At 55.3% G+C, this 12270-nt stretch carries 11 protein-coding genes and 2 riboswitches; of the genes, 3 read left to right on the top strand and 8 right to left on the bottom strand.

The genetic code is table 11. From position 1 onward, the window contains the following. Window positions 1–6: 6 nt before the first annotated feature. The 4 genes from arnD to arnB are packed head-to-tail and all read right to left on the bottom strand — an operon-like array spanning window position 7 to window position 5003. Window positions 7–900, bottom strand: coding sequence for a 4-deoxy-4-formamido-L-arabinose-phosphoundecaprenol deformylase (arnD, locus tag RTU33_RS09530; RefSeq protein ID WP_312626960.1), 894 nt, complete (start codon window positions 898–900; stop codon window positions 7–9). Next, on the bottom strand, window positions 900–2882 hold the full coding sequence (arnA, locus tag RTU33_RS09525; protein ID WP_312626886.1) for a bifunctional UDP-4-amino-4-deoxy-L-arabinose formyltransferase/UDP-glucuronic acid oxidase ArnA: 1983 nt from the start codon (window positions 2880–2882) through the stop codon (window positions 900–902). The genes arnD and arnA overlap by 1 nt, the downstream gene beginning before the upstream one ends. Further along, the gene (arnC, locus tag RTU33_RS09520) at window positions 2879–3862 is read right to left on the bottom strand and encodes an undecaprenyl-phosphate 4-deoxy-4-formamido-L-arabinose transferase (RefSeq protein ID WP_312626959.1); all 984 of its coding nucleotides are present in this window, start codon (window positions 3860–3862) and stop codon (window positions 2879–2881) included. The genes arnA and arnC overlap by 4 nt, the downstream gene beginning before the upstream one ends. Before the next feature lies 1 nt (window position 3863). Continuing rightward, window positions 3864–5003, bottom strand: a complete 1140-nt coding sequence (gene arnB, locus RTU33_RS09515) for a UDP-4-amino-4-deoxy-L-arabinose aminotransferase (RefSeq protein WP_312626885.1) — start codon at window positions 5001–5003, stop codon at window positions 3864–3866. 830 nt (window positions 5004–5833) lie between these two features. Here arnB and RTU33_RS09510 point away from each other — a divergent pair. Together RTU33_RS09510 and RTU33_RS09505 are read left to right on the top strand one after the other, a co-directional pair. Then, on the top strand, window positions 5834–6355 hold the full coding sequence (locus RTU33_RS09510; protein WP_312626883.1) for an NlpC/P60 family protein: 522 nt from the start codon (window positions 5834–5836) through the stop codon (window positions 6353–6355). 74 nt (window positions 6356–6429) lie between these two features. Next, a riboswitch (M-box (ykoK) riboswitch) is annotated at window positions 6430–6614 on the top strand. Window positions 6615–6672: 58 nt separating this feature from the next. Continuing rightward, the gene (locus RTU33_RS09505; RefSeq protein WP_312626881.1) at window positions 6673–7686 is read left to right on the top strand and encodes a magnesium transporter; all 1014 of its coding nucleotides are present in this window, start codon (window positions 6673–6675) and stop codon (window positions 7684–7686) included. 44 nt (window positions 7687–7730) lie between these two features. Here RTU33_RS09505 and crcB read toward each other — a convergent pair whose 3' ends face one another. The 3 genes from crcB to RTU33_RS09490 form a co-directional block, all read right to left on the bottom strand. Next, entirely contained in the window at window positions 7731–8108 is a 378-nt protein-coding gene (gene crcB / locus RTU33_RS09500; protein WP_312626880.1) for a fluoride efflux transporter CrcB, read from the bottom strand. Between the two features lie 7 nt (window positions 8109–8115). Continuing rightward, window positions 8116–8598 (bottom strand): universal stress protein, encoded by a 483-nt coding sequence (locus RTU33_RS09495; protein WP_312626879.1) that lies wholly within the window; start codon window positions 8596–8598, stop codon window positions 8116–8118. Between the two features lie 72 nt (window positions 8599–8670). Then, a riboswitch (Fluoride riboswitch) is annotated at window positions 8671–8740 on the bottom strand. A gap of 44 nt (window positions 8741–8784) precedes the next feature. After that, window positions 8785–9978, bottom strand: a complete 1194-nt coding sequence (locus tag RTU33_RS09490; RefSeq protein WP_312626878.1) for an NAD(P)/FAD-dependent oxidoreductase — start codon at window positions 9976–9978, stop codon at window positions 8785–8787. Between the two features lie 230 nt (window positions 9979–10208). Between RTU33_RS09490 and pitA the strand changes: the two genes are divergently transcribed. Next, a complete protein-coding gene (gene pitA, locus RTU33_RS09485; protein WP_312626877.1) occupies window positions 10209–11705 on the top strand; it encodes an inorganic phosphate transporter PitA in 1497 nt (498 codons plus the stop codon). A gap of 62 nt (window positions 11706–11767) precedes the next feature. Here pitA and uspB read toward each other — a convergent pair whose 3' ends face one another. Continuing rightward, window positions 11768–12103 carry a universal stress protein UspB gene (gene uspB, locus RTU33_RS09480; protein ID WP_312626876.1) on the bottom strand — a complete coding sequence of 112 codons (336 nt, stop codon included), beginning with the start codon at window positions 12101–12103 and terminating at the stop codon, window positions 11768–11770. Window positions 12104–12270: the final 167 nt, after the last annotated feature.

The raw sequence follows: 12270 nt of genomic DNA, 5'->3' as shown, positions 1-12270 counted from the left end.
CAGTGTTTAACCCAGTAATTGCTCTTGTCCTAACCAGCCTTCCCGGCCCGCCAGTTCGCCGCGCACCACGTTTCCTTTCGGCAGCGTTCTGAAGTCCTCCGGCAGCAGCTGACTCAGAGGGCAAAAGGTGATGCCCTCCTCTGCCGCCTGCCGCAGCAGGTTGTCAAACTGCTCTGCACCCACAATTCCTTCCACTTCAGCGTGGATGGTGTACACCGGCACGCCTCTGTCTTTGTGGATACGCTCAATCAGCCAATCGTTAAAACCTTCAGCGCTGACGCTGCTGCCCACAGCTTCATCCCAGGTCGGTAAAGTAACCGGAATTTGTACCGTACCCGTAATGCCCTCGCCCAGCACCGGCAGGAACGGGCGCGTGCCGCGACAGTCGCTGTTGTAGAGAAACTCAAAGCGCTCTTTCGCCCGCACGACTCGCCCGTCTGCCCGCCAGCCAGCAACGGCAGAACAGGTGACGGGGGAGCCAATGAGGGCTTCCAGCGCCTGCAACCCCCGGGCTATTTCCGCCTCAAGGTTCGCCTGATCCCAGACGCCGCTCCACATCTGCCAGCGATGATGATCCCAGGCGTGCAGCCCGACCTCGTGCGCTTTCGCCGTAGCGCGGATAATCTCTGCGTTGGCTTCACCGATCATTTTTCCCGGCCAGGCGGTGCCCGCCAGCAAAATATCCCAGCCATACAGCGATGCCGCGCGTGAGCGCAGCATCTTCCACAGAAATTTCGGCTTCAGCAGACGCCACAGGTGGCGCCCCATGTTGTCCGGTCCGACGCTGAAAAAAAAGCTGGCCTGAATATCGTGCTTCTGGAGGATCTCCAGCAGACGCGGCACGCCTTCGCGGGTGCCGCGAAAGGTGTCCACATCCACGCGTAAGCCAACTTTTCTCATCATTTTTTGCTTTCCGTTAACTCAACCGTGCGCAGGAAGAAGTCCAGGGTTTCCTCGACGGTCTGCTGCATCTCTACCGTCGGCTGCCAGTCGAGGCAACGTTTTGCATTCCGGATGCTCGGCTTGCGGTGCTCAACGTCCTGATAGCCTTTACCGTAGTAATCGCTGCTCTCTACGTCGCGGAAACCGGCAAACGGCGGGAACTGGTTACGCAGTGGATGGCGTTCGAAACAGTCGAGCAGCATTTCGGCAAGCTCCTTGATGCTCGCTTCGTTGTCCGGGTTACCGATGTTAACGATCTGCCCGTCGCAGCGGCCTTCTTTATTCTCGATGATGCGGAACAGCGCTTCGATACCGTCGCTGATGTCAGTGAAGCAGCGCTTCTGCTTGCCGCCTTCAATCAGTTTAATCGGTGATCCTTCCACCAGGTTCAGAATCAGCTGCGTAATCGCACGAGAGCTGCCGATACGCGCAGAATTGAGGCTGTCCAGGCGCGGTCCCATCCAGTTAAACGGACGGAACAGGGTGAATTTGAGACCCGCTTTATCGCCGTAGGCCCAGATGACGCGATCCAGAAGCTGTTTGGAAACGGAGTAAATCCAGCGTTGCTTGTTGATCGGCCCGACAACCAGGTTCGAATTGTCTTCATCGAAGTTCTTGTCGGTGCACATGCCGTACACTTCGGAGGTCGACGGGAAGATGATACGCTTGTTGTACTTCACGCAGTCGCGGATGATCTTCAGGTTCTCTTCGAAATCGAGCTCGAACACGCGCAGCGGATTGCGGGTGTATTCGATTGGGGTCGCAATCGCCACCAGCGGCAGCACCACGTCGCACTTCTTGATGTGATATTCGATCCACTCGGAGTGAATGCTGATGTCGCCTTCAACAAAGTGGAAGCGCGGATTATCGAGGAAGCGGCTGATGGCGTCAGAGCCGATATCCAGACCATAAATTTCGTAGTTGTCGTCCTTAAGCAGGCGGTCGGTCAGGTGGTTACCGATAAAACCGTTCACGCCGAGGATCAGCACGCGGGTGCGACGCTTCACCGCCACGAAAGGATAGCTCGACAGCAGCGCGCCAGTGACCAGGCCCAGCGCCTGTGCCAGCTGAGTGCCCTGCATGTAAACGCCTTTGTCGCTCTGGCCGGTGACGATTTCCAGCGCGCCGCTGCCGCAGGCTACGATAAGCGGAGAGGCAGAGATCACCGTGCCCGGCTTCGCCGCCGCCACGTCGTGACGCACGCGGGATTTCCAGACGATAAATTTATTGGTGCCGACAAAGCTAAACGCACCTGGCCACGGATCGGACACCGCGCGCACCAGGTTGTGCAGGGTTTCAGCAGGCTGCTCCCAGATAAGACGACCGTCTTCCGGCGTGCGGCGGCCTACAACGCTCGCCTGGCTTTCGTCCTGCACGGTTTCCGTGGTTTTGCCTGTGGCGATCAGCGGCAGCACATCGCGCAGCAGAGATTGTGCAGAAGTACAGAGTTTACGGTGCAGCGTCAGCGCGATGTCGTTTTCGTCGATAGCGACAGTTGCCTGCGCCACAACGTTGCCGGCATCGGCGCGACTGATCATGCGGTGCAGCGTAACGCCGGTTTCTTTTTCACCGTTCACCAGCACCCAGTTCAGCGGCGCGCGGCCACGGTATTTCGGCAGCAGAGAACCGTGCAGGTTATAAGCGCCATGACGAGCGGCGTTCAGGATCTCTTCGCCCAGCAGGTTGCGATAGTAGAAGGAGAAAATCACGTCCGGATTCATGTCACGAATGCGATCGACCCACAGCGGGTGGTTCACGTCTTCCGGTGCGTAAACGGTAATGCCCTGTTCAGCGGCAAGGCGAGCTACCGAGCCAAAGAAGTGGTTTTCACCAGCATTATCCGGATGGGTGAAGATTGCCGAAATCTCATATCCGGCATCCAGCAAGGCCTGAGTCCCTGTGCACCCCATATCGTGATAGGCAAATACAACAGCTTTCATGAACGATCTTCCTTTTCAGTCGTCAGGCCTTCCTGACGGACAACACGTTGAATAAAGTAGCGGGGACGGGCGCGAACATCGTTATAGATGCGCCCGATATACTCTCCAAGAAGCCCCATACCGACAAACTGCGCGCCGATAAACATAAACAGCACCGCAAACAGCAGGAACAGGCCATCACCGGCCCATTCTGCGCCGAACGCCAGGCGCAAAATCACCAGCAGAATGGCGAAGGCAAAACCGGCCAGCGCCACCACGCTTCCCACGACGCTTAACAGGCGCAGCGGCGTAGTCGTCAGGCAGGTCACCAGGTCGTACATCAGGTTGATGAGACGCATGAAGCTGTATTTGGAATCACCAAACTCACGCTCGGCATGCAGCACGGGGATTTCCACCGCCCGGCGCGCAAAGGTATTGGCGAGAATCGGAATAAAGGTGCTGCGCTCGTGGCAGTTCAGCATCGCGTCAACAATGTGGCGACGGTAGGCGCGAAGCATGCAGCCGTAGTCGCCCATCGCTTTGCCGGTGGTGCGCTGAATCAGGCGGTTAATCATCTTCGACGCCGATTTACGGAAAACGCTGTCCTGGCGGTTCTGGCGCACGGTGCCCACGACGTCGTAGCCTTCATCGGCCTTATCGACCAGGTGCGGGATCTCTTCCGGCGGGTTTTGCAGGTCAGCATCCAGGGTGATGATCAGATCGCCGGTCACGTGGCTGAATCCAGCCATAATCGCTGAGTGCTGGCCGTAGTTGCGGTTCAGCAGCACCGCCACAATGTGGCTGCCCGGCGCTTCGGCAGCCAGCACCAGCATACGGGCGGAATCATCGCTGCTGCCGTCATCGACCAGCAGAATTTCGTAATCACGATTGAGCGTGGCGCAGGCCGCATCGGTGCGGCGAATCAGCTCTGGCAGGCTCTCCTGTTCGTTATAAACAGGGATCACCACCGAAACCTTTTTCACTTTCGGGGCTTCAAACATATCAATGTCCTGCGAGCTGACGGAGCGCAGTAATGACGCGGGTTGTGTCGTCATGGGTCATATCCGGGAAAAGAGGCAGAGAACAGATGCGGGCGCTGTTCCACTCCGTATTCGGTAAGGAGAGGTTTGGGTAGCGTTCGCGGTAATATTTTTGCGTGTGCGCGGCGCGAAAGTGCAGGCCTGTACCAATGCCCTGCGCTTTCAGCTGCTCCATCAGGCCGTCACGGCTGATGCCACAGCGGGCTTCATCAACGCGAATAATAAACAGGTGCCACGCGTGCTGATGCGGCCACTCAGGGATTGCCAGCGGCTGGAAAGGCGTGTTGGCGAGCTCCGTAAGATAACGCTGCGCAATTTCAGCACGCTTCAGATTTGCCTGCGGTAGCTTGCCCAGCTGCACCAGCGCCAGCGCGGCATTGATATCGGCAAGGTTGTATTTAAAGCCAGGAGAGATCACCTCCGCCTGCGGTGCACGGCCATGCGTCTGGCGGTCATAGGCATCGACGCCAAGACCGTGAAACTTCAGGCTGCGAATACGCTGCGCAAGCTGGTCGTTGTCGGTAACAACCAGCCCACCTTCGGCGCTGGTCATGTTTTTGATCGCGTGGAAGGAGAAAATCGCGGTGCCTTTGCCGCCAACGTGGTGGCCTTTGTAATACGTGCCTGCTGCATGGGCGGCATCTTCAATCACCGGAATACCGTGCTGCTGAGCAATGGCATAAATGCCGTCGATGTCGAACGGCGCGCCCGCGTAGTGGACAGGAATAATGGCTTTGGTGCGCGGGGTGATGGCGGCAGCAACAGCTTCAGGTGTGATCATTAACGTGTCGTGGTCAACGTCAATCATGACCGGAGTTGCGCCCAGCAGCTCAATCATATTGAGCGTGGAAACCCAGGTCTGAGAAGGTGTAATCACTTCGTCGCCCGGCCCGATGTCGAGTGCCATCAAAGTGACATGCATTCCGCCCGTTGCGGAGCTGACGGCAATAGCATGACGATTGCCGGTAAGCAGACAGAATGCCTCCTCAAGCTGCGCATTCTTCGGCCCAGTGGTGATCCAGCCGGACTGCAGCACCTCTTTCAGTGCGGCAAACTCCTCATCTCCCATAGACGGGCGTGAGAAAGGCAAAAATTCACTCATTATTTTTCCTTACCCTGAACGTTGGGGTTGCGTCTAAACCATCGTGCGCTCGCAGAGTTAAACGAAGTAATAATCAAAATGACTGGTAGATAAACGCCAGCTCAACACAATTAAAATTAGCCAACGTACATTAGGATAATATTAAGAATGAGGTTAAAGCTTGGAGATTAAATTTAACCATTTGTTTTTAAAAGAATTAAATGCGCACCTCACAGAGTAAGAAAAAACAAATCTTCATCCAGTCTTAATAAAAATGTCACCTCGCCACATTGTTAATAACTTCAATGAAACTTAAACAAAGAATATATCCCCGCAGATTTTCACGACATCCTTCACATTTCAGCGTTTTTATACTTTATCCAGGAAAAATAAGAAGATGGCAAAAGGTAAACATCAAGCCATGTTGTGACTATCCCCCATACCAGCCACTGGTAACTCATTTTTAGACCGACAACATGCCCATTCAATTCAAAATGACCTTTATGTGCATGAGCGGCCATGGAAATGAAATCGAAAAATACGTTAGCAACGTTACATATTAAAACGGCTATTTCCCGCAGCAGCGGCGCTCAGCTACATGGGCTAATCGCCAACCATGGCTAATGACAATTTTCTATACATTTACTTCACAGGGAGGCTATTCTCCCTGCGGCGAATGTTTCCGTTTGTAAATTATTCCACCGTTTCCTCATCGTTTTGACATAAAAATGTGATCGCGGTGAGAGTAGAGCGTAATAATGGTTTTTGTGCATTGCTCATCATCGCCAAAAAACGTAGCATGCCCGCACTTATCATTTTATGCTTATTGACTGCCGCTACCCGAAACGACTATGCCTCTGCGTCTTGCTCTGCTGCTCTGCCTGCTGTTTTCCATCCACTGCACCGCGCAGGCTGCACGTGCTCACCTGACCCATCGCCCGAAGCACAAAGAAGTGGCGGTCAAGCCGATCAAAGCCAGCAGCAATATCAAACGCCGTAAACGCCTGATGCGTGAATACCAGCAGTGGAAAGGGACCCGCTATCGTCTCGGCGCGAATTCCCACAGGGCGATTGATTGCTCCGCGCTGACGCGTCGTCTTTATCAGGAGGCGTTCGCCGTCAGTTTGCCAAGAACCACCGGCGAGCAATTAAGAAGAGGCAAGAGAACAAAACCCGGCACGGCACGCGTTGGCGATCTGGTGTTTTTCAAAACCGGGCGAGCGCAGAAGCACGTCGGTATTTATATTGGCGAAAACCGCTTTATTCATGCCTCACGTCGCAAAGGCGTGACCATCTCGCAGTTAAACGATCCTTACTGGAATCACCGTTTACTGGCCATGCGCCAGGTCCTGCCTGATACCGCCACAAGATAATTCTAAATACAGCCTCAACCATACGCATTCCCTGCTCGTTTAATCGCCCGGCCTGAATATAATGGCCGCTCTTTTAACGATCTCGTTATGGCGAGGCTCCTGTACAAATATAAGTTATCGCCCTGACGGTATCGAGAGAGACCCCACAGGGAAATACAGGCATCCATCGAATCAAGGTGTTGCCAAGATAACTTCTGCCGGTGATATATACCGGACAGATACGTTGTACAGTGCTAAATCCAGGACGTGGGGATCTGCTCAGTTTGCTGTTCCTGTCTTGTTCGCCCCTATGAGATATTTTTTATAGGGAATGTAAAATGTCACACCTCCAGCTCCCGGCGCTTTCGCCAGCTTCAGCCTCATTTGACGGCGATACCATTGCCCATTATGTGTCTGCGCAATACATTGCGCTGCCGGACCATTTCTGCGTGCACGAAGCGCGTGAATCTTTTTTATCGCAGCTCAAAGACAACGATATTCCCGGCCATGCTTTTGTGGTGGCAGGAAATAAACTACGGGGCATTTTGTCCGTGCGAAAATTGTTACAGGAAAGCGATACCGGCCAGTCCATCTGCACGCTGATGGACAGCTGCGTTTTTCACGTAACGCCGCAGGATGAACGCCAGCAGGTCGCCGCCCGGCTGGCGGATCGTCAGTTCAGCGTCGTACCGGTTATTGACCAGGGCGTGCTGGTCGGCGGGCTGATGGAAAAAGAGATTGATCGTCTGCTGGCCGATGACGTCACCGAAGATGTGCAACGCCAGGGCGCCACGCTGCCGCTGGAAAAGCCTTATCTGGACACCAGCCCGCTTGCCCTGTGGAAGAAGCGATCCGTCTGGCTGCTGCTGCTGTTCGTCGCAGAAGCCTACACCAGCAGCGTCATTCAGCATTTTGAGGAAGCGCTGGAATCGGCCATCGCTCTGGCTTTCTTCATCCCGCTGCTGATTGGTACCGGCGGCAACAGCGGCACGCAGATCACCTCCACGCTTGTGCGCGCCATGGCGCTCGGTGAAGTGCATCTGCGCGATATGGGACGGGTCATCCGCAAAGAAGTTTCCACTTCTCTGTTGATTGCCCTGACGCTCGGTACGGCAGGCTGTATCCGGGCATGGATGATGGGGATTGGCCCGGAGATTACGCTGATCGTCAGCATCACGCTGGTGTGCATCACGCTGTGGAGCGCACTGGTATCGTCGGTGATCCCGATGGTGCTTAAGCGTCTGGGGATCGATCCGGCCGTGGTCTCAGCACCGTTCATCGCCACGCTTATCGACGGCACCGGACTGATCATCTATTTCAAGATAGCGCAGCTTTTCCTGGGCCTTGAGTAACCCGGCATAGAGAAAGAGAGCCAGCCAAACCGCTGGCTCCTTTTTCAGACCAGCAGCGTTACCAGCGCAAAGCCTGCGGCGGTCATCAGCAGCGAGCCTATAACGTGAATGGCGACCGATGCCGCAGCCCAAAGGTAGTTCTGCGCCTGTAGCAGCGCGTATACCTCGGCAGAAAACGTGGAAAAGGTGGTCATCCCACCGCACAGGCCGGTGGTGATCAGCAGCTTCCAGGCCGGATCCAGCTGCGGCTGACGCAGGAAAAAGGCCAGCGCCGCGCCAATAATCAGCCCACCCAGCAAATTCACCAGAAGCGTACCCGGCGGTAAATCCGGCCACAGCGTATTCAGACGCATCGACAGCACCCAGCGAATCACACACCCGGCAGAGCCGCCCACAATCACAGCCAGTAACGATTTCAGCATCAGGCGCTCACTTAGTCATATCTGCGGAAATATGGTGGATCAGAATGTCGACGCTCAGGCGGTTGATAAAACCAACCGACCGGGAAGACCAGGTGCCGAACAGGCGGTTGCGATGGCCGACAATCACCAGGTCAATCTGCAGATCGGCTACGCATTTCTCAACATCTTCAAAGCGATGAATCGTGACCAGCTGGCGCGTGTTCAGCGGAAATACGGTCAGTTGCACCAGCTTGCTGAACAGCGCTTTGGCTTTAATCACGTCTTCCGCCACGGAATCGTCCATCAGGCAATCGGCGATGTAGTTCATCGCCCGATAGTCTTCGTTGAGGTGGGCAAGCGTGATCTTCACGCCGCTGGGATGCGCTTTGGCAATCTGCACGGCGTGCGTCACAAGTGTTGCGCCATCTTCTGCGCTTTCGATCAGCACCAGCAGGTGCCGGAAGAACAGCTGAGTCCCGCTCTCTTCTGAGGGAATAAAATCAATCATCATCGTTGGCCCGGGTTGGGAAGGCATGTCGGGCGGGAGTATTCAGATACGCCTGACATGCCTCGGTTAAAAGAGACATCGTCAGGCGTCATCAGCTTCTCAGGGAAGCGGTTGGGAAAGGTGGAACGCCATCACCTTATCGGATAAGTGTGAACCTGCGAAGCGCGTTTGGCAAGGCGCTGCGGTGAATCAGCTTTCCACCAGCGCCTGCGCGCAGGCCCATGCGGAAGCCCATGCCCACTGGAAGTTATAGCCACCGAGCCAGCCGGTAACGTCCATCACTTCGCCGATAAAATAGAGACCCGGTGCTTTGCGCGCTTCCATGGTGCGTGAAGAGAGCTCGTTGGTATCGACACCGCCAAGGGTCACTTCCGCCGTGCGGTAGCCTTCGGTACCGTTCGGCTGCACGCGCCAGTGGGTCAATGTTTCCACCAGTTGCGCCTGTTCTTTGCTGTTGAGCTGCTTGAGCTGCACGTCCGGGATTTGCCCAAGTTGTTGCAGGCATTCCACCAGGCGCTTCGGCAGCTGCATCGCCAGGGTGTTTTTCAGGCTTTGATTCGGATGCGCGTTGCGCTGCTCATCGAGGAAACTTCCCAGATCGCACTCCGGTACCAGATTGATATCAACGAACTCACCCGACTGCCAGTAGCTGGAAATTTGCAATACCGCCGGGCCGGACAGGCCACGGTGGGTAAACAGCAGGTTTTCGCGGAACACGGTGCCGTCGTTGGCGGTAATCACCGACGGCACGGAAACGCCGGAGAGCACCTGAAGCTGTTCGAGCAGCGGCTTATGCAGCGTAAACGGCACCAGCCCCGCGCGAGTCGGCAGAACGTTCAGGCCAAACTGCTCAGCGATTTTATAGCCAAACGGCGAGGCGCCGAGGCCCGGCATCGACAGCCCGCCGCTGGCGATCACCAGCTTTTTCGCCGCGACCGTTTCACCGTTAAGCTGCAATACGTAACCTTCGTCATCCTGCTCAACGCTGAGGATTTCCGTGCGCAAGCGTGTCATCACGCCCCCCTTTTCGCATTCTGCCACCAGCATGGCGACAATCTGCTCGGCGGAGTCGTCGCAGAACAGCTGACCGAGGGTTTTCTCATGCCACGCGATGCCGTATTTCCCGACCAGATCGATAAAATCCCATTGGGTATAACGCGCCAGCGCAGATTTGCAAAAATGGGGGTTCTGGCTGAGGTAAGCCGCGGGCTCCACGTACATATTGGTGAAGTTACAGCGCCCGCCGCCGGACATTAAAATCTTGCGGCCCGGCTTTTTGCCGTTATCCAGAAGCAGCACTCGCGCCCCGGCTTGCCCCGCCTGCGCTGCACAAAACATTCCCGCCGCGCCTGCGCCGACAACAATGGCATCAAACCTTTCCACACGTCTGTCCTCTCATTTTGAATGTCGGGAATTGTAAATTTTCCCCTGCGGTACGACCAGTAAGATTTTTTTGATGGTCATTCATACCGTTGAAACATATAGGATAATTCCAAACACTATTTTTACCGTCGTGAACAAATATCAATAAAAGTCTATATTTCTCTTTGCCCACGCTGCGTTTGTCCTGGATAATGCGCCGCGTTCATGTCCTCAAAATGGCGTAACGTCCTATGCTACATTTGTTTGCTGGCCTGGATTTGCATACCGGGCTTTTGTTATTGCTTGCTCTGGGATTTGTGTTGTTCTACGAAGCGATTAACGGCTTCCACGACACCGCAAACGCAGTAGCGACCGTGATCTACACCCGCGCAATGCGTTCGCAATTGGCGGTGGCGATGGCGGCCATCTTCAACTTCTTTGGCGTGCTGTTAGGCGGTCTGAGCGTAGCCTATGCGATCGTGCATATGCTGCCAACGGATTTGCTGCTGAACATGGGCTCTGCTCATGGTCTCGCCATGGTCTTCTCCATGCTGTTAGCGGCGATTATCTGGAACCTCGGTACCTGGTATTTCGGCCTGCCGGCATCCAGTTCGCACACCCTGATTGGCGCCATTATCGGGATTGGTTTAACCAATGCCCTGATGACCGGCACCTCGGTAGTGGATGCGCTGAACATCCCTAAAGTCATGGGGATTTTCGGTTCGCTTATCATCTCCCCTATCGTCGGTCTGGTGATTGCGGGCGGCCTGATTTTCATCCTGCGCCGCTACTGGAGCAACACCAAGAAAAAGGCGCGTATTCACCTGACGCCAGCCGAGCGTGAAAAGAAAGACGGGAAGAAAAAGCCGCCGTTTTGGACGCGTATCGCCCTGATCATCTCCGCAATCGGCGTGGCATTCTCCCACGGCGCGAACGACGGTCAGAAAGGCATTGGTCTGGTGATGCTGGTGCTGATTGGCGTAGCGCCTGCGGGCTTCGTGGTGAATATGAATGCCTCCGGCTACGAAATTACCCGTACCCGTGATGCCGTCAACAACGTGGAAACCTATTTCCAGCAGCATCCTGAGCTGCTGAAAAAAGTGACCGGCGTTGACCAACTGATCCCTTCTCCGGAGCCAGGCGCAACCCAGCCTGCGGAGTTCCACTGCCATCCGGCAAACACCATTAACGCGCTGAACCGCGTGAAGGGCATGCTGGAAAACATTGAGAGCTACGACAAGCTGAGCGTCGATCAGCGCAGCCAGATGCGTCGCATCATGCTGTGCATCTCCGACACCACCGATAAAGTGGCGAAGCTGCCGGACGTCAATGCTGACGACCAGCGTCTGCTGAAGAAACTGAAAACCGACATGCTGAGCACCATCGAGTATGCCCCAATCTGGATTATCATGGCCGTCGCGCTGGCGCTGGGCATTGGTACCATGATCGGCTGGCGTCGCGTGGCGACCACCATCGGTGAGAAAATCGGTAAGAAAGGCATGACCTATGCCCAGGGGATGTCCGCGCAGATGACCGCAGCGGTCTCTATCGGCCTGGCAAGCTACACCGGGATGCCGGTATCCACCACTCACGTTCTGTCGTCCTCCGTTGCGGGTACGATGATCGTTGACGGTGGCGGCCTGCAGCGTAAAACAGTGACCAATATCCTGATGGCGTGGGTACTGACCCTGCCAGCGGCAATTATCCTGTCCGGCGCGCTGTACTGGCTGAGCCTGAAGCTCATCTAAGCCTTTTCGGAAACGACAAAAAAGCGGGCCAGGAGACTGACCCGCTTTTTTTATGTCGGTACTTAATGCCAAATCATCAAAGCAATCATGCTGATAATCACCAGCCCGCACAGCGCGCTGGTTAATACAAACTGACCGCGAACGCGCTCGCAGCGGCGAATAAACTCATCATCATGATGATCGCGATAACGCTGCGCGTAGATATACCACACCAGACGCACCTGTTTGCCAGGCTGACCGTGGGAGGTAAAAAAACCTCCGCCATCCACGTACTGATACAGTAAGGGATCGCAACCACGCAGCACCACCAGCAGCGCGCGCAACGATGAGAAATAGCGCGCCATATTCACCACACACACGATGCACAAAGCCCAAAACAGCGCGACAGTGCTTACCATACCTCCTCCCCGGCGACCCGCCCACGGAGAACCCCTCCGGGACTACCGCACCCCGAAACTCGACAGACAGTCAGTGAAAGAGTGAGAGACTGGTCACGTTACATAAGCGAACCAGCCCTTTAAATAGTGTAGGAGATCAGCTGATTTTTTTGCCACATCCTTAACCC

Source organism: Scandinavium sp. (genome assembly GCF_032012665.1).
Classification (GTDB): Bacteria; Pseudomonadota; Gammaproteobacteria; order Enterobacterales; family Enterobacteriaceae; genus Scandinavium.
This window is presented reverse-complemented; position numbering and strand designations above follow the sequence as displayed.

Bases quoted from the DNA above. Each gene is read 5' to 3' on its own strand.
- arnD (WP_312626960.1), bottom strand. From the start codon at position 900: ATGAGAAAAGTTGGCTTACGCGTGGATGTGGACACCTTTCGCGGCACC.
- arnA (WP_312626886.1), bottom strand. From the start codon at position 2,882: ATGAAAGCTGTTGTATTTGCCTATCACGATATGGGGTGCACAGGGACT.
- arnC (WP_312626959.1), bottom strand. From the start codon at position 3,862: ATGTTTGAAGCCCCGAAAGTGAAAAAGGTTTCGGTGGTGATCCCTGTT.
- arnB (WP_312626885.1), bottom strand. From the start codon at position 5,003: ATGAGTGAATTTTTGCCTTTCTCACGCCCGTCTATGGGAGATGAGGAG.
- RTU33_RS09510 (WP_312626883.1), top strand. From the start codon at position 5,834: ATGCCTCTGCGTCTTGCTCTGCTGCTCTGCCTGCTGTTTTCCATCCAC.
- RTU33_RS09505 (WP_312626881.1), top strand. From the start codon at position 6,673: ATGTCACACCTCCAGCTCCCGGCGCTTTCGCCAGCTTCAGCCTCATTT.
- crcB (WP_312626880.1), bottom strand. From the start codon at position 8,108: ATGCTGAAATCGTTACTGGCTGTGATTGTGGGCGGCTCTGCCGGGTGT.
- RTU33_RS09495 (WP_312626879.1), bottom strand. From the start codon at position 8,598: ATGATGATTGATTTTATTCCCTCAGAAGAGAGCGGGACTCAGCTGTTC.
- pitA (WP_312626877.1), top strand. From the start codon at position 10,209: ATGCTACATTTGTTTGCTGGCCTGGATTTGCATACCGGGCTTTTGTTA.
- uspB (WP_312626876.1), bottom strand. From the start codon at position 12,103: ATGGTAAGCACTGTCGCGCTGTTTTGGGCTTTGTGCATCGTGTGTGTG.